Annotated in this window: 16 protein-coding genes and 1 other RNA gene; 11 read left to right on the top strand and 6 right to left on the bottom strand. The window is 65.5% G+C overall.

Annotation, left to right across the window (positions count from 1 at the left end; all coding sequences use genetic code 11):
* Positions 1-108 precede the first annotated feature (108 nt).
* The 3 genes from ssrA to ACTJJM_RS10275 all read left to right on the top strand — a co-directional run bounded on the left by ssrA (position 109) and on the right by ACTJJM_RS10275 (position 2,971).
* Positions 109-501: a transfer-messenger RNA gene (ssrA, locus tag ACTJJM_RS10285) on the top strand.
* 341 nt (positions 502-842) lie between these two features.
* Positions 843-2,342, top strand: coding sequence for a S8 family serine peptidase (locus ACTJJM_RS10280; RefSeq protein WP_227200222.1), 1,500 nt, complete (start codon positions 843-845; stop codon positions 2,340-2,342).
* A 143-nt stretch (positions 2,343-2,485) separates the two neighbouring features.
* Positions 2,486-2,971, top strand: coding sequence for a hypothetical protein (locus tag ACTJJM_RS10275; RefSeq protein WP_010484437.1), 486 nt, complete (start codon positions 2,486-2,488; stop codon positions 2,969-2,971).
* 14 nt (positions 2,972-2,985) lie between these two features.
* Here the strand turns inward: ACTJJM_RS10275 and ACTJJM_RS10270 are convergent, their stop codons facing one another.
* On the bottom strand, positions 2,986-3,447 hold the full coding sequence (locus tag ACTJJM_RS10270) for a methyltransferase family protein (RefSeq protein ID WP_134958171.1): 462 nt from the start codon (positions 3,445-3,447) through the stop codon (positions 2,986-2,988).
* Positions 3,448-3,600: 153 nt separating this feature from the next.
* On the opposite strand from ACTJJM_RS10270, the gene ACTJJM_RS10265 reads away from it, so the two are divergent.
* Positions 3,601-5,622, top strand: a complete 2,022-nt coding sequence (locus ACTJJM_RS10265; protein ID WP_311069096.1) for an esterase/lipase family protein — start codon at positions 3,601-3,603, stop codon at positions 5,620-5,622.
* Between the two features lie 75 nt (positions 5,623-5,697).
* On the opposite strand, the gene ACTJJM_RS10260 is transcribed toward ACTJJM_RS10265, so the two are convergent.
* Complete coding sequence (locus ACTJJM_RS10260) at positions 5,698-6,390, bottom strand: alpha/beta hydrolase (RefSeq protein WP_019338357.1); 693 nt, start codon at positions 6,388-6,390, stop codon at positions 5,698-5,700.
* 98 nt (positions 6,391-6,488) lie between these two features.
* On the opposite strand from ACTJJM_RS10260, the gene ACTJJM_RS10255 reads away from it, so the two are divergent.
* The 6 genes from ACTJJM_RS10255 (at position 6,489) to ACTJJM_RS10230 (ending at position 10,666) form a co-directional block, all read left to right on the top strand.
* Positions 6,489-7,421 (top strand): AraC family transcriptional regulator, encoded by a 933-nt coding sequence (locus ACTJJM_RS10255; RefSeq protein ID WP_235650383.1) that lies wholly within the window; start codon positions 6,489-6,491, stop codon positions 7,419-7,421.
* A 70-nt stretch (positions 7,422-7,491) separates the two neighbouring features.
* Positions 7,492-8,364 (top strand): glyoxalase III HchA, encoded by an 873-nt coding sequence (gene hchA, locus ACTJJM_RS10250; RefSeq protein ID WP_010484425.1) that lies wholly within the window; start codon positions 7,492-7,494, stop codon positions 8,362-8,364.
* A 5-nt stretch (positions 8,365-8,369) separates the two neighbouring features.
* Positions 8,370-9,074, top strand: a complete 705-nt coding sequence (locus tag ACTJJM_RS10245; RefSeq protein ID WP_197597839.1) for a PA1136 family autoinducer-binding transcriptional regulator — start codon at positions 8,370-8,372, stop codon at positions 9,072-9,074.
* Between the two features lie 87 nt (positions 9,075-9,161).
* On the top strand, positions 9,162-9,401 hold the full coding sequence (locus tag ACTJJM_RS10240; protein WP_241875278.1) for a hypothetical protein: 240 nt from the start codon (positions 9,162-9,164) through the stop codon (positions 9,399-9,401).
* 26 nt (positions 9,402-9,427) lie between these two features.
* A complete protein-coding gene (locus tag ACTJJM_RS10235; protein ID WP_197597838.1) occupies positions 9,428-9,673 on the top strand; it encodes a hypothetical protein in 246 nt (81 codons plus the stop codon).
* Between the two features lie 138 nt (positions 9,674-9,811).
* Positions 9,812-10,666: an endonuclease/exonuclease/phosphatase family protein gene (locus ACTJJM_RS10230; protein ID WP_197597837.1), complete on the top strand. Its 855-nt coding sequence runs from the start codon at positions 9,812-9,814 to the stop codon at positions 10,664-10,666.
* Between the two features lie 19 nt (positions 10,667-10,685).
* Here the strand turns inward: ACTJJM_RS10230 and ACTJJM_RS10225 are convergent, their stop codons facing one another.
* Positions 10,686-10,949 (bottom strand): hypothetical protein, encoded by a 264-nt coding sequence (locus ACTJJM_RS10225; protein ID WP_010484415.1) that lies wholly within the window; start codon positions 10,947-10,949, stop codon positions 10,686-10,688.
* Between the two features lie 139 nt (positions 10,950-11,088).
* Between ACTJJM_RS10225 and ACTJJM_RS10220 the strand changes: the two genes are divergently transcribed.
* Positions 11,089-11,466 (top strand): VOC family protein, encoded by a 378-nt coding sequence (locus ACTJJM_RS10220; protein WP_071305806.1) that lies wholly within the window; start codon positions 11,089-11,091, stop codon positions 11,464-11,466.
* A 41-nt stretch (positions 11,467-11,507) separates the two neighbouring features.
* Here the strand turns inward: ACTJJM_RS10220 and ACTJJM_RS10215 are convergent, their stop codons facing one another.
* The 3 genes from ACTJJM_RS10215 to ACTJJM_RS10205 form a co-directional block, all read right to left on the bottom strand.
* On the bottom strand, positions 11,508-12,929 hold the full coding sequence (locus tag ACTJJM_RS10215; protein ID WP_197597836.1) for an efflux transporter outer membrane subunit: 1,422 nt from the start codon (positions 12,927-12,929) through the stop codon (positions 11,508-11,510).
* The gene (locus ACTJJM_RS10210; protein ID WP_005416162.1) at positions 12,923-13,660 is read right to left on the bottom strand and encodes an SDR family oxidoreductase; all 738 of its coding nucleotides are present in this window, start codon (positions 13,658-13,660) and stop codon (positions 12,923-12,925) included. The genes ACTJJM_RS10215 and ACTJJM_RS10210 overlap by 7 nt, the downstream gene beginning before the upstream one ends.
* A 64-nt stretch (positions 13,661-13,724) precedes the next feature.
* The gene (locus ACTJJM_RS10205; protein ID WP_019338348.1) at positions 13,725-16,895 is read right to left on the bottom strand and encodes an efflux RND transporter permease subunit; all 3,171 of its coding nucleotides are present in this window, start codon (positions 16,893-16,895) and stop codon (positions 13,725-13,727) included.
* Between the last annotated feature and the right edge of the window lie 97 nt (positions 16,896-16,992).

Below are 16,992 nucleotides of genomic sequence, written 5' to 3'. Positions count from 1 at the left end.
CGCGTGACTGTTCAGGAAGATTGCCGTAAGATCCGTTTCGTTGGGCAGGGTCAGTGTCAGCGTTTATGACGGCATTGGCCCCAAAGCCTTGCAGCACTTGAAGAAACCGGGGGTGCATTGGTTTCGACGGGGGTTGTGAAGTCGCCTGGCGCATGCCGAGGGGGTAGCTTTCCTCGTAAATCCAGCTGCAAAACTCTAGTTGCCAACGACGACAACTACGCTCCGGTCGCTCTCGCAGCCTAAAAACTGCGGTGCGTGACCTTCTGCCGACTTAGGCGGAGCCTCGAAACTGCTTGTGTCCATGCTCGCAGCGTAGAGTCATTATCATGGAATCGCGCTGGGCGGCTGCCTGTCAGTCCGGCACTAGAACACAACAGGCTGGTTCCCGGGTGCGCTTTGCACACCGTGCTGCTCGGGGATGAGATTCAACGGTGAGCTAAGCATGTAGTGCTGGGGATGGAGTGCCTTCGGACGGCGGTTCAATTCCGCCCACCTCCACCAACGAACGGTCCGTCAAGGACCGGAGAAGCCCGGAAATTCCACCAACGTGGGTTTCCGGGCTTTTTTATTGGCCGCCTCGCCTCGCCGCGGAGTTCACCGCCCAGGCGCAGTCGCGATCCGATGCCGTGAAGCAATGTCGACACCACGCATCTTCTCTCACCTTCGACATCACTAAATCACTTCAGAATTTTCCCAGCCTCCCATTGGGGGGGATGTGTCCGCGAAGCCGTTCGCCCCTGGTCGCCATCAAGAGGAGACCACGGAGCACCCGCACCCTTCACATGAAGCCGCGCCCGAGGGCACGGCCTGTTCGACACACCTTTCACAAAGGAACTGTATCCATGCGTACGTCGCTTCGGGTTTCCCTTGCCAGCGCCATCACCCTGGTTCTGGTCAGCGCCCCCGCCTTCGCCCAACCCACCGAACGGGTATGGACGCGAGGCATGGCCAGCAACGAGCAGTACAGCAGTTTCATCGTCAAGTACCGGGACGGCAGCAGCAAGCGCGTTTCGGCCACCACCGCACAGGATGCGCTGAAGAAGCGCCTCGGCATCCAGCAACGCAGCAAGCGCTCGATCGGCGCTGCGCCGGCCCCAGCCGTGACCCACCAGCGCCGCATGGGCGGTGGCGCCGACGTCGTCACCACGGACAAGGCACTGGATCTTCCGGAAGCGCAGATCCTGATGCAGCGCATCGCCGACGATCCGGACGTCGAGTATGTGCAGCCGAACTACATGATGAGCGCGTTCGCCACACCGAACGATCCGCGCTACGGCGAGCAGTGGCACTACAGCAATCCGACCAGCGGTGCGCGCCTGCCGGCCGCGTGGGACCGCTCCACCGGCCAGGGTGTGGTGGTGGCTGTGGTCGATTCGGGGTATCTGAACAACAACGACCTGCAGGCGAACCTGTTGCCAGGTTACGACATGATCTCGTCCACCCGCCCGTTCAGTGATTGGCAATGCATCATCGGGGGAATGAATCCCGGCTGTGGTGGCTCCGACGATGGCGACGGACGCGACGCCGATGCCTTCGATGCCTCGGGCATCGCTCACGGCACCCACGTCGCTGGGACGGTCGCAGCGGTGACCAACAACCAGATCGGCGTCGCCGGCGTGGCCTACAACGCGAAGGTCGTGCCGGTGCGCGTACTCGGCAACCAGGGCAATGGCGGTTCCGCCGACATCATCGACGGCATGCTCTGGAGTGCGGGTATCAACGTGCCCAACGTCCCGGCCAATGCCAACCCGGCTGAAGTCATCAATCTCAGCCTCGGCGGCCGCCGGGCCTGCTCGCCGGCCGAGCAGGATGCAATCGACGACATCACCGCGCAGGGCACGATCGTGGTGGTCGCCGCCGGCAACAGCAATCTGGATGTGTCCGAGTTTGCTCCGGCGAACTGCAAGGGCGTGATTGCGGTTGCCGCCAACGATCAGGGCGGTCGTCGTGCGTTCTACTCCAACTACGGCGCAGGCATCCACATCACCGCACCCGGTGGTGAAACCTGGTCCTGCCGCGCGTCCGTCGGCGAGTTCCTGCCGCTGGCCACACCGCCGAACCAGACCAACTGCGCACCGACCCGCCAGCATCCGGCACAGGGCATCCTGTCCACCGTGGGCAACAACGCCTTCGACTTCATGTCCGGCACCTCAATGGCGGCGCCGCACGTCGCCGGCATCGTCGCGCTGATGCAGGCGGTGGCGCCGGTGCCCAAGACCACCGACCAGGTCAAGGACATCCTGCGTCGCACTGCGCGCCCGATCGCGGCAGCAAACTGCCCGGGGGGTTGCGGGCCAGGCATTGTCGACGCCGCAGAAGCGGTGAAGGCGGCCAGCAACTGATGGCATGGCGCAGCGGCCCGGCAAGGTCGCTGCGCCTTCGTCGCGCATCCGATCTGTACACGCAGGCAACATCAGCAGGCCCATAATCCGGTTCCGCGCCCGGTGCCGGGCGCGCTGCTCCGTCACGTACAGAAGGACCTGCAATGAGAACCAGAAACACCGCGTTCGCCGTGGTCATGACCGCTCTGGCCGCGAGCTCGGCTACCCACGCAGCCCCGCCTGCCATCGCCCCCGCCGGCACCGCAACGCTGGAGGCCCTGCTGGCCTGCAAGGCAGGTTCGAACTTCAGCGAAGCCGAGGCCATCGATGCCCTGCAGGCAGCCGGCCTGGCCAGGAAGCCTGGCGGCACGTTCGAGCCGGAAACCACGCCAGTCGCCCTGTTCGGCGGTACCGTCACCCATGCCGATGTGAACGTCGCCGAGGGCGAGAAGAGCGTCTTCGTCTACTTGAACGGTGTCGATCCGAAGCGCCTCGCCAAGACCTGGTCGGTGACCACGGTCAACGAATACGCCAACACCGAAGAGCCCTCGTACGTGAAGCGCATCGACAAGCGCCACACCCTGCACGTGATTGCCGGTGACGATTACGAAGGTTATTCCGCCGCCGTGAAGTGCCAGATCGCGCCGTAACGGCCTGACCCGCGCTACAGCCAGCGTCGTACTCGCTGGCGGAAGGCTGCGTACGCCTCAGGAAAGCGGGCCGACAGTGCCCGCTCTTCCGGCACGATCTGCCACCGGTTGATGTACAGCACGAACAGCGGCACAGCCAGCAGTGCGGCCAGGTTCTGCAGGTACAGCATGGCGCCTGCCAGGACAGTGGCCTGCCCCAGATACATCGGGTTGCGCGTGTAGCGGTACACGCCGTGCGTGACCAGCACGCTCGACGCCGCCGGCCGCAGGGGATTGACCGTGGTGCCCACGCGACGGAAGGCCAGCTTCGGCAGCAGGTTCAAGGCCACGCCGAAGACCATCACCAGACCCGCAAGCAACTCAGGCATGGGTAGCTGCAACGCCCCGCCCGGCTGCCATCGGCTGCCCATATAGCCGATGGCGGCGCACAACAGCATCGCAAGAGGCGGAGGAACACGGGTCTCAAGCCAGCGCATCGCAGCCCTGCATTCATCCTGTTCACCCCAGTGTCACACGGAAATGCCTGAATCGCCCGGTTGGCGGCACTTCCGTACTCCAAACCGACCGCCCGGTATCTTCCGCTTTGACATGCCGACCGCTAGAGTGGCGCCACCGCGCAGGAGGATCGTATGGCAACCACGGGCTTGGGCTTCATCGGTCGCACGACCCTCATCATCACCGTGCTGCTCACCCTGGGCGGCTGCGCCACGTTGCGCCAGTTCGGGCCGTCGGTGCAGGTGGCCTCGGTCACCCCCGGCCAGTACATCGCCCTGAAGCGCGGCGACATCCTGACCACCGGCAAGCTCAGCTCGGCGACGATGGAAACGCTGCGCGTGGCCGGTCTCGACGAAGGCGTCTGCGCCAAGCCCGGCCTGCCCTGCATCGAGGCCATGGAAGGCAGCATCGTGGTGCGCGAGGAGGACAAGCGCTCAAGCCTGGCCGAGCTGTGGCTGCAGTATGCGATGACCCTGCCGGCGCCCAAGCGTGAGTACTCCACCTCCGGACGTGCCAAGAGCGCGATCACCGAGCTGGATGCCGATTTCCAACCGCGCCTGGACGCGTGGATGCAGGTCGCGCGCCAAGCCTACGCCTATCTGTTCTTCACCGAGCGCACCGCCAACCAGCGTGGTTTCGAAGACCGCCAGACCCAGGTGCGCGACTACTACAACCTGGCCGTGCAGGAAGCCTCGGTGCAGTTGTACAACGCGTATGCCACCGGGCGCGTGCACAGCCAGGCCAGTCATTTCCAGCTGGGCCGCTGGACCTTCGTGCTGGCACCTTCAGGCGAGGCATCGCCGCTGGATACGCGTACCCCCACCGAACTGGTACCGGCGGCCTCGCTGTCGTTCACCGGCACGCTGCGCAGCGTGCATCGCCGCGATGGCTTCGGTGCCGAACTGGTGGCCGTGATGGAGGATCCGGCCGCCACCACGGCCACCACGCCGCCGGCCACAACACCCGCCGCGCAGGCCGCCACACCGGTCACGCAGAGCTGGAGCGAGATGCCGTCGCCATCGATGACGGTACTGCTGCGCTTCTCCGGAAAGAACCTGTGGGAAGTGCTGCACGACGACGAGCCGGAACTGGAGATCCACGATCCCTACCAGGTCACGGAAGTCACTCTGCATGGGCAGCAGGTGCCATTGGCCGCGAACTTCACCGCAGGCTACGCATTGTGGCTGGCGCGCTCCAACTTCAGCCACCAATCACTGCGTTCGTTGTTCGGTGGCAAAGGCGGCATCGACACGCCGCATCTGTACATGATGCAGCCCTACGATCCGAACCGCCGCGTGCTGCTGATGATCCATGGCCTGGCCAGCAGTCCGGAAGCCTGGGTCAACGTCGCCAACGAGCTGATGCGCGACGACGAGATCCGCCAGGACTTCCAGGTCTGGCAGTTCTACTACCCCACCAACATGCCCATCGCGATGAGCCACGATTCGATGCGCCACACGCTGGATGAGGTGTTCAAGCATTTCGACCCCAGCGGCAAGGCGCAGGCTTCGCATGACATGGTGCTGGTCGGGCACAGCATGGGTGGCGTGATCGCGCGGCTGATGATCTCCTCTTCCGGCGAGCATCTGGTCGACACCCTGCTGGAGACTGCGCAGATGACGCCGGCACAGCGTGAACTGCTGCGTACCAAGGGCGCACCGGTACTGACCTTCCTGCCGGAGCCGGAAGTATCGCGCGTGGTATTCATCGCCACGCCACACCGCGGCACCGATGTGGCGGGCACCCGCCTGGGCCGCTGGATCGGTCGCCTGGTGCGGTTGCCGCTGACCGTGCTGGAAGACGTCGCCACCATCGCCAACGACGGCCAGATCGATCGCAACGACGGCAAGCACGGCTACCAGATGAACAGCATCCAGAATCTGGACAAGGACGATCCCTTCGTCCGCGCCGTGGCGGACCTGCCGATGTCGCCGAAGGTGCACTACCACTCGATCATCGCGCGGGCCAAGGCCGATGGTCCGCTGGAAAAGACCGACGACGGGCTGGTGCCCTACTGGAGCTCGCACCTGCCGCACGCGGATTCGGAGAAGGTGATCGTGTCCGGGCACAGCGTGCAGGAAGCCACGCCGGCCATCGTCGAACTGCGGCGGATCCTGCATGAAGACATGCAGGAACACGACCGGCAGTACAAGTAACGCTAGGCGTGGCAGCATCACGGCAGCGGTGCTCTGGCCGGCCGGGACACCACCACCGCGGCAAGACCGGGAAACTCAGCCTTGTCCGTCGGACGCAGCTTCGGTGATCAGTTCGGCCACCGCTACCGGCTGCGATGCCAGCGATGCATGACTGGCATCCAGCGTGATGCTGGCACGTGGCTGCATGCGTGCCGCCATGCGCCGCTGGTTATCAGGGTGAATCATGTGGTCAGCGCTGGAGACCTGGTACCAGCTCGGCTTATGCCGCCACGCCGGAACACTGACGGCATCACCGAACGTGCTCGCCAGCGGCGCCTTCTGGGTGACCGCCATCACCCGCGCCTCGTCGGCCTGCAGGTCCTGGCAGAAACTCTCGTGGAATTTGCCGGGCTGCAGCCACAGGTAGCCGTCGCTGTCCGGCGCCAGATTGGCCGCCGCCTGCGGCAGCTGTTGCTGGGTGATGCCGCCAGGGCTCTCGCCCGCATCCGGCGCGAACGCGGCGATGAAGACCAGGCCGGTCACGTTGGGTTCGTTTCCGGCTTCGGAGATCACCGCGCCACCATACGAATGGCCGACCAGCAGCACCGGCCCCGCAACCTGGCGGATCATGCGCCGGGTCCGCTCTGCGTCGTCGGCCAGCGACGTCAACGGCAGTTCCACGGCATGCAGATCGTGGAAGCCCCGGCGATCGAGCTCCAGGATCACCTTGGCCCAATGCGCGGCGCCGCCCCAGAAACCATGAACCAGAATGATGCTTGGCTTGCTCATCTTGCAGAACTCCTCACTTGGATGGGATCGTTGCCCGACAGCCATCAGCGCTGCCTGAAGCCACCCGACCAGACTACGGATCGCCCCTGCCAGCGGCGATGCACGGACTCCTGAAAACCATGCCAAGGCTCCACACCACCGAATCGCTTCAGGCCGGCTCCGACGCCTTGTTTGCGATCTTCCAGTCCTCGCGCATGCACGGCGGCGACATCACCCGCCACGTCGTGCAGCCCGGTGGGGCCCGCATCATTGCCGAGGGGCGCGGCTGCTTCCATTTCATCGAACAGGGCACGGCACGCCTGCATGCGGATGCCACGGTGGTGCCACTGCAGACCGGCGAGCTGCTGTTGATGCCGCATGGCAGGACACATCGCATCGACTGTGCCGGCGACGCCCCGCAACCTGCCCATCTGACCACGGCGTCCTTTGGATTTGATGGCCCAGGCAGCCAGCTGCTGCTTGATGCCCTGCCCGGCTGGCTGCATGTTCCCGGGGTTGACCGGATGCCGAACGGATTTCCCGCCAGCTCAGCCGATTGGGTGGCGGTAACCCTGGGCGCAATCCAGGTTGAAGCGGCCCGGCCCACGCTGGGTAGTGGGCTGATGCTGTCACGCCTGCTCGACCTGTTGTTTGTCTGGACGTTGCGCTACTGGCTGGGAACCTCCAGCCCTCACAACTGCCAGCGTCTGCACGCACTGGCCGACCCATTGATCGGGCGGGCACTGGCGTTGATGCAGGCACACCCCGCACAGGCATGGACGGTCGAGTCTCTGGCGGCAAGCCTGAATCAGTCCCGCTCGAACTTCGCGCAGCGGTTCAGCCTGGCCACCGGCATGTCACCGATGCGTTATCTCGCTGGATCGCGATTGCAGCTGGCCGCGGAGCTGCTGCGCAGCGGAAACCGGCGGGTTTCGCAGATCGCCGGAGACGTCGGGTATCTCTCCGAGCCAGCATTCAGCCGTGCGTTCCGCCGTGCTTTCGGCATGAGCCCGAATGCCTGGCGCCAACAGATGGCAGCGTCGCGCGAATGAGGGGAAAACCCTCATCGCACGTACGCATCAGCCCTTCTATGCTGGCTCCACAACCCCACTGGAGGTCCGCATGAACACGCAAGAGCCCAGCCGCCATCCCAGCCCCGACCCGGCCGAGCGCGACGCCTTCTTCCCGTCTCCGTACTCGCTGTCACAGTTCACGTCGGCGAAGAGCGACCTGTCCGGTGCCGACTATCCCGACGCGCGCCGTGATGGCCGCTGGAAGGTGCTGATGATCGCTGCGGACGAACGCTATCTGCCTACTGCCAACGGCCACCTGTTCTCCACCGGCAACCATCCGGTGGAAACCCTGCTGCCGATGTACCACCTGGACAAGGCCGGCTTCGACATCGATGTGGCCACGCTGTCCGGCAACGCCGCAAAGTTCGAGTGGTGGGCGTTCCCGCGCGAGGACAAGGAGATCGGCGGACTGTACGACCGCTACGAAGCCCGCTTCCGCCAGCCACTGCCGTTGGCTGAGGTGGTGGCAGGCCTCGATGCCGCATCGGATTATGCAGCCGTGTTCATTCCCGGTGGCCATGGCGCCCTTATCGGACTGCCGCAGAGTCGCGCGGTAAAGGCAGCCCTGCACTGGGCGATGGCCGAGCAACGCCACATCATCACCCTCTGCCACGGCCCGGCCGCGTTGCTGGCCGCAGGCGTCGACGAGGCCGACGGTGGTTCGTTGTTCCGCGGCTACCGCATCTGTGCCTTCCCCGATGCGATGGACCGGCAGACGCCGGAGATCGGCTACATGCCCGGGCAGCTGCCGTGGTTCTTCGGTGAACGCCTGGCGCAGCAGGGCGTGCAGATCGTCAATGACGGCATCGATGGCAGCGTGCTGCAGGACCGCCTGCTGCTGACCGGTGACAGCCCGCTGGCCGGCAATGCGCTGGGCAAGCTGGCCGCGCGCACGCTGCTCGACGCACTGGCCGGGCGCTGATCGGGATGGGCGATCTGGTGCAGGCGTTGCTGGAACTGGAACGCGCTCGCTCACTGAGTGCGGTGGGCGCGGTACTGCGCAGCATCTCTGCACCACTCGGCTACGATCGCGTGCTGGTGTTCGCCACCGGCACGGGGTTGGAGCGCGGTACCCAGCGCGTGTACTGGATCGAGGGCGACTGGTTCGGCGACGGCAGCAGTACCGACCTCGCGCGCTACCTGCACGCCTGTCCGGTCAATCGCCACGTGCTGGACAGTGACGCGCCGTTCTTCTGGAGCAAGCGCCAGGGCGTTCGCGGCGAACGCTATCAGGTGGTGAAGCAGCCTCGTGGTGAAGGCCTGCACGGCCTGCAGGTGCCGGTGTTCGGCACCACCGGCCTGGAAGGCGCGATCAGTTTTGCCGGGACAGCGATCGATGCATCGGCCAGCGCGCGGCTGCTGCTGGATGCTGCTGCAGCTGCAGCATTCCGTGCCGCACGCCGGCTTGCAGAGACACCCAGCGAACTTTCCGGACGTACGTTGAGCACGCGCGAACGCGAGGTGCTGCGCTGGGTCGCCGCCGGCCGTCGCCAGGCGGAGATCGCGGCCACGCTGGGGCTTTCCGCTCGTACAGTGGAAAATCACCTGCGTCGCGCGCGCCAGCGTCTGGGAGTGGCAACCACCGCGCAGGCGGTACGCGCTGCCAGTCGGCGCGGCGAGATCGAGGACTGATCCGGGCGAGACACTTCCGGCGGCCTGGTTCGCGTGTTACACACGCCATGCGCATGTGCGCGATTGCAGAAAGCAAGGATGATGCTTATGAAACTGCAACTGGCTTCGATGGCGGCACTGATTGTGACGTTCGCTGGAATGATGTCGTCCGGCACGGCGAGCGCGGGGGTGCCGACCCCGCCCGGCAGCATAACCCGCTGCGAACCGTTTGAAGTGGAGCGTTATCGCTTCCACCAGCATTGTATCGTGACCATGCCCGACGTGGACGGTGAGATCTTCCTCAGCGAGTACTGGATCGACGAGTACGGCAATCCCTATCTGATGTAAGCCCCCCATCGACAAGGAACGTGAGGATGAGACTGCATCAAGGTTTTCTGGCATGTGCGTTTGCCGCCGTGCTGGCCGTGGCCGCACTGGCTCCGGTCGGCACCACGATGGCGGCCGAAGTCGTCGAGGTCCAGGAGGAATGCGTGCCCTTCCGCATCGCTGGCAACGTATTCCACCAGCGCTGCACGTCGTACGTGGTCTACGACAACGGCACCCGCGAAGCCACCGGTCATTACAACCGTGACGAGAACGGGATGATCTACGACCCCTGATCGCGTCCGCGCGATCCGCCGGGCGGCGCCTTCACCGCCCGCCCGGCATCTCCCAGCCGCCCATCCCGGCATACCGCTGCCCTCGCCCTCCATGGCATGCTTCGTGAAACCGTTTTCATGGAATGGAGGGATTCCACGATGTTGTCGCGTTTCCGTCGCCCTGCGCTGTCTGCGCTGCTGGCGCTTGCTCTGCCTGCCGTCGCCTGGGCTGCTGCACCGGCGCCGCTGAAAGTAATGTCGTTCAATGTCCGCACTCCGGCCGATACCGAACCGGGCAAGCGCTGGCCCGACCGTCGCGATGCCATGGTCAAGGTGATCCTCGACGCGCATCCGGCGGTGATCGGCACGCAGGAGCTGGTGAAGGAACAGGCCGACTACCTGTCAGGGCACCTGCCCGGCTACCGCTGGTTCGGTGAAGGCCGCCGCGGTGGCAGCGGCGATGAACACATGGGCGTGTTCTACGACAGCAAAGTGCTGGCCATCGAGGAATCCGGCAACTTCTGGTTGTCCGATACGCCCGATGTTCCCGGCAGCATCACCTGGGGCAACCTGTACCCGCGCATGGTCACCTGGGCCCTGTTCCGGCGCCTGGACGACGGCCGTCGCTTCTACTTCATGAATACCCACCTGCCCTACCGCAACGAGGACGAACCTCGCCGGGTGAAGGGTGCCGAGCTGATCAGCAAGCGCCTGGAAGCCCTGCCGGCCGACCTGCCGGTGGTGTTGACCGGTGACTTCAACAGCGAGCCAGGCGGTGACACCTACAAGGCGTTCACCCGCCTCCTGCAGGACACCCGTACCCAGGTGAGGGCTCCGCAGGGTCCGCGCCTGACCTTCCACGACTTCACCGGCAAGGCCACCGTGCAGCTGGACTGGGTGCTGGTGCGCGGCTTCCATGCGCGCAGCTTCCTTACCGATGATCGTCGCATCGATGGCGTGCTGCCGTCGGACCACTTCCCGTTGGTGGTCGAGCTGGACTGGCCGAAGCACTGATTCTCTGCGGCAGCCGTGGCTACGGCGGCGGCTGCCGCGACAACAGCCGGTATAACGCCTGGTGCTGGTTGCGCGCCTGGCAGATGCGGGCGCCGACGGCAAGGAACACGGCAACGCCGATCAGCCCGAGCCCCAGCATCGGATCGGGCAGCCGCAGGAAACCGATGGCAGCGGCCATCGTCGCCAGCACCATCAGCACTACGACCGCTACCGACAGCCCTGCGCCAGGCGGTCCCGGATCACCAAACAGCATGCGCTGGGTATCGCGTTTGTCATCGCTCATCGCCTTCCCTCCTGGATTCTGCCCCACTAGTTACACCGCAGGCCCCGGTTCTGGCAGAGTCAGAAACGTCATGACTGTGACAACGTCCACAGCACGCGACGCGCTACCCTTCCTCCATTCCCAATCTGCGGAGGACGTCATGGCGCACCAGAGCCGTCTGGCCGGATTCATCATCGACTGCCAGGACACGCCCGCTGACGAAGGCGCACGCTTCTGGGCGGCCGCACTCGGCCTGCAGGCGCAGCCATCGTATGCCGAAGATGGCGCCGAGTACGCCGACCTGCAGGGCGCTCCCGCGGGCCTGAACGTGGAAGTACAGCGCGTCGATCACCCTTCACGGGTGCACCTGGACATCGAGAGCGACGACATCGACACCGAGGCCGACCGCCTGGAGAGGCTCGGCGCGCGCCGGATCGGCTTCGTCAAACGTTGGTGGGTGATGGAAGCGCCCACTGGCCATCGCTTCTGCATCGTGCGCATGCGCGAGCGCGACGCACCGGCCAATCACTGGCCCTGACAGAAGAAAGGGACGGAAGCCACTGCTTCCGTCCCCTGCGGTTACTCCACCTGCGCCACGCTCGGCGGCTGCGGTGATTGCCCCCATCCCCCCAGCGCCTTGTACACGCCCACCACGCTGACATTGACCTCGGACTCAGCCGCCGCCAACGCATCATCGGCCGCCAGTTGCGTGCGCTGCGCATCCAGCAGGGTCAGGAAGTCCTCCGAGCCCTCGCGGTAGCGGATCTGCGCCAGCGACTCAGCGCGGCGTGCCGCCTGCGCCTGCTCGACCACGATCGCCAGCCGCGCCTGCTGCTTGGAATAGCGGGTCAGCGCGTTTTCGGTGTCTTCCAGTGCCAGCAGCACGGCCTGCTCATACTGTGCTGCCACGCCTTCGGCCTCGGCCTTGCTCGCACGCAGGCGTGCACGCACGGTGCCGAAGTCGAATGCTGCCCAGCTCAGCGACGGGGTCAGCGACCAGGCCTTGTTGTTGCCATTGACCAGGCCACTGGCATCGCCGCCGAGGAAGCCGACGAAGCCGGACAGCGACAACCGCGGGAACAGGTCCGCAGTAGCCACGCCCACGCGTGCGGTAGCAGCGGCCAGGCGACGCTCGGCCACGCGCACGTCGGCGCGTTGGCGCAGCAGCTCGCGGGTATCGCCCAGCGGCAGTGCCTTGGCGAATGCCGGCACGTCATGTGGTGCCAGCATGGCGGTCAGCGTTTCCGGGCGCTGGCCCAGCAGCACCGCCAGCCGGTTACGCGACTGCGTCTCGGCCACTTCCAGAAGCGGAATGTCGGCCTCGATCGCCTTCAGCCGTGCACGGCTGCTCTGCACGTCCAGCTCACTGCCGGCGCCCAGCTCCCAGCGCGCCTCGGTCAGCTTCTGCGTATCGCGCAGGTTGACCAGCGTGTGCTGGGCCACCGCAATGCGCTTCTGCGTACCGCGCAGCTCGAAGTAGTTGCGCGCCACTTCGGCGGCGATCAGCACCTGCGCATCGGCCAGGTTGGCCTGCTCGGCGTCGAGGTCGGCGCGCGCGGCTTCTGCAGCACGGCGCTTGCGGCCGAACAGATCCAGCTCCCAGCCGGCGTCGAAGCCGAGCTGGTAGCTTTCACTGAACACCCGCTGCCCACCCAGCTGCGGATCGGGTTGCTTGCGGCGGTCGTAGCTGCCGCCTGCGGTGATGTGCGGGGCCTGGTCGAAACGGCTTTCGACGAACACCGCGCGGGCCTGGCTGACGCGGGCCACGGCCACGCGAAGATCCAGGTTGTCCGACAGTGCGCCATGCACCAGCTGTTCCAGCACCGGATCATCGAACTGCGCCCACCAGCTGGCCACCGGCGAGGTGGTGCTGAACACCGGCTGCTGCGCACCCTGCAGCACCACAGGCTCCTGTACCGGCGCCTTGTAGTTGGGGCCGACGCTGACACAGCCTGCCAGCACCAGGCTGGAGACGGCCATCGCCAACGTGCGGATCACCATGGCAGCACCTCGCCCAGGTAGGTGAAGCTGCCGCTGGCGCCGGATTCACCGATCAACGCCATTTCCACGCTGGAACGTGCGCCTTCGCTGATTTCGATTTCGCCGTTGCCGCCGTTCATGTCGGTCTTCACGTAACCCGGATGCACGGTGTTGACCTTGATCGGGGTATTGCGCAGTTCGTAGGCCAGACTCAGGGTCCAGCTGTTCACCGCCGCCTTGGAGGCGTTGTAGGCCGGGATCTTGAAATCGTAGATGCCCGACGCCGGGTCGGCGTGCAGGGTCTGCGAGCCGAGCATGCTCGATACGTTGACGATGCGCCCGGACTTGGCCTGCTTGACCAGCGGCAGGAAGGCCTGGGTGACCGCCACCAGCGCATACACGTTGGTGTCGAAAGTGCGCTTCCAGGTATCGAGTGACTGTTCCGACGGTGCCTGCGCCGGGTTCTCGATCATGATGCCGGCGTTGTTGACCAGGATGTCGAGGCGGCCATGGCGCTGGCGCACCTGCTCGACCGCTTCGGCGATGCTGGCCGCGTCGGTCACGTCCAGTTGCAGGGCTTCGACCGGCAGGCCTTCAGCCTGCAGCTTCAGTGCCAGCTCCACGGCGGTCTCACGCTTGCGACCGGCCAGCAGCGTGTGCACGCCAGCCTGGGCCAGCTGGCGCACAGTTTCCAGGCCGATGCCACGGGTGGCGCCAGTGACCAGCGCGATCTTGTTCTGATGGGTGTTCATGGATGCATGCCTTGTGAGGGGAAAGCCGCCACCGGCCAATGACCGGCGGCGACGGGGTTCCATATCAGTGGTGGATGGTCGGCTCGCCGTGCTGCACCAGCTGGCCACCACCGTTGCGGGTGACGAACTTGCGCAGGGCCACGTAGAACACCGGGGTAAGGAACAGGCCGAACAGGGTCACGCCCAGCATGCCGGCGAACACGGTGATACCGGTCACCGAGCGCACTTCGGCGCCTGCACCGTGCGACAGCACCAGCGGCACGGTGCCGGCGATGAACGCGATGGAGGTCATCACGATCGGGCGCAGACGCAGGCGGCAGGCTTCCAATGCCGCTTCAACGATGCCCTTGCCGCCCATCTCCAGCTCTCTGGCGAACTCGACGATCAGGATCGCGTTCTTGCACGCCAGGCCCATCAGCACCACCAGGCCAACCTGCACGAACACGTTGTTGTCACCACCGGTCAACCACACGCCGAACAGCGCGGACAGCAGGGTCATCGGCACGATCAGGATCACCGCCAGCGGCAGCGACCAGCTCTCGTACAACGCGGCCAGCACCAGGAAGGCCAGCATGATCGCCACCGGGAAGACAATGAAGGCCGCCTTGCCCTGGGTCGCCTGCTGGTAGCTCAGGTCGGTCCATTCGGTGGTCATGCCCACCGGCAGCACCTTGCCGGCGATCTCGGTCAGCTTGTTCATCGCCTCGGCGGAGGACAGCAGGCGCGGGTCGGCTTCACCGGCCAGGTCAGCCGCCGGATAGCCATTGAAGCGCAGCACCGGGTCCGGGCCGAAGGTCTGCTTGATGGTGACCATCGAACCGATCGGCACCATCTCGCCGCGGTCGTTGCGGGTGCGCAGCTTGCCGATGTCCTCGACCGTCTCGCGGTACGGACCGTCGGCCTGGGCGATCACCTGCCAGGTACGGCCGAACTGGTTGAAGTCGTTGACGTAGGCCGAACCGAGGTAGGTCTGCAGGGTGTCGAACAGTTCGGTGAGCTGCACGCCCTGTGCCTTGGCCTTGACGCGGTCGACTTCGGCATCCAGCTGCGGCACATTGGCCTGGTAGCTGGAAATCGGGAAGGCCATGCCCGGCGTCTGCGCCACGGTGCCCTGCATCGCCTGTACGGCATTCTGCAGCGCGCCGTAACCCAGGTTGCCACGGTCCTCGATGAACATCTGGTAGCCGTTGCCGTTGCCCAGGCCGAGGATCGGCGGCGGCATCATCGCGAAGGCGAAGCCTTCCTGCAGCCCGGCGATCTTCTGGTTGATCTCGGCGTTGATCTGCGCGGCGGTGCGGCCATGGCGCTCGGCGAACGGCTTGAGCGGAATGAACGCCACACCAGTGTTCGGCGTGTTGGTGAACTGCAGCGCGTTCAAGCCCGGGAACGAGATGGTGTGGGCCACGCCATCGGTTTCCTGGGCGATCTTGGCGACCTTGCGCAACATTTCATCGGTACGCGCGATCGAGGAGCCTTCCGGCAGCTTCACACCCGCGATCAGGTACAGCTTGTCCTGGGTCGGGATGAAGCCCGGCGGCACCAGCTTGAAGATCACGCCGGTACCGACCAGCAGGATCGCGTAGACCACGAACACCGCACCACGACGGCCGAGGATGCGGGCCACGCCACGCTCGTACTTCTCCGAGCTGGACTTGAAGAAGCGGTTGAACGGACGGAACACCCAACCGAACAGGCGGTCGATCAGGCGGCTCGGGCCGTCCTTCGGGGCACCGTGGGCCTTCAGCAGGCGCGCGGCGAGGGCCGGCGACAGGGTCAGCGAGTTGATCGCCGAGATCACCGTGGAAATGGCGATGGTGACCGCGAACTGCTTGTAGAACTGGCCGGTGACACCGGACAGGAACGCCATCGGCACGAACACGGCGCACAGCACCAGCGCGATCGCCACGATCGGGCCGGAGACCTCGCGCATGGCCTGGTGAGCCGCGGCGGTGGGCGACAACCCTTCCTCGATGTTGCGTTCGACGTTCTCCACCACCACGATCGCGTCGTCGACCACGATGCCGATCGCCAGCACCAGGCCGAACAGGCTCAGCGTGTTGATCGAGAAGCCCAGCAGGTACAGCGCGGCAAAGGTACCCACCACCGACACCGGCACCGCGATCAACGGGATGATCGAGGCACGCCAGGTCTGCAGGAACAGGATCACCACCAGCACCACCAGCGCGATGGCTTCCAGCAGCGTGGAGACCACAGCCTTGATCGAGTCGCGCACGAAGATGGTGGTGTCATACACCGCTTCGTACTTCACGTCGGCCGGCATGGTCTTCTGCATCTCGTCCATCGTCGAGATGACCTGGTCGCGGATTTCCAGCGCGTTCGCGCCCGGCGACTGGAAGATACCGATACCGACCGCGTTCTTGCCGTCCAGCTGCGAGCGCAGGGTGTAGTCACCGGCACCCAGTTCCAGGCGGGCCACGTCGGACAGGCGCACGATCTCGCCATCGGTGCCGCTCTTGAGCACGATGTCGCCGAATTCCTTTTCGGTCTTCAGCCTGCCCTGGGCGTTGATCAGGGTCAGGAACTTGCTGTCCGGCAGCGGTTCGGCGCCAAGCTGGCCGGCCGACACCTGCACGTTCTGCTCGCGCATGGCGCGCACCACGTCGCTGGCGGTCAGGCCGCGCGAAGCCACCTTGTCCGGGTCCAGCCAGGCGCGCATGGCGTAGTCGCCACCGCCGAAGATCTGCGCGTCACCCACGCCCGGAATACGCGCCAGCGCATCCTTGACGTGCAGGCGCGCGTAGTTGCGCAGGTACAGGGTGTCGTACTTGCCTTGCGGCGAGGTCAGGTGCACCACCATCAGGAAGGTCGGTGACTGCTTCTGCGTGGTCACGCCCTGCCGGCGCACGTCCTCGGGCAGGCGTGCCTGTGCCTGCGCCACGCGGTTCTGCACCTTCACCGCCGCCGCGTCCGGGTCGGTGCCCGGGCGGAAGGTGACGGTCATCTGCAGCACGCCGTCCGAGCCGGCAACCGACTTCAGATACATCATGCCTTCGACGCCGTTGATGGCCTCTTCAAGCGGCGTGGCGACGGTCTCGGCAATGACCTTGGGGTTGGCGCCCGGATACACCGTACGCACGACCACCGACGGCGGCACCACTTCCGGGTACTCGCTGATCGGCAGGATCGGAATCGTGATCAGGCCTGCGGCGAAGATCACGATCGACAGCACCGCCGCGAAGATCGGCCTGTCGATGAAGAAACGGGAAAAGTCCATGGAGGAATTCCTGGGAAAGGCCGACGGCGGGCAACAGCCACCCTGCCCCTCGTCGATATGACGAAGGCACGGAAGGCTGCCGCTGGCGCCGGCAGCT

The sequence above is a fragment of the Stenotrophomonas sp. 22692 genome, from assembly GCF_052045015.1.
In the GTDB taxonomy this organism is placed as follows: domain Bacteria; phylum Pseudomonadota; class Gammaproteobacteria; order Xanthomonadales; family Xanthomonadaceae; genus Stenotrophomonas; species Stenotrophomonas geniculata.
This window is presented reverse-complemented; position numbering and strand designations above follow the sequence as displayed.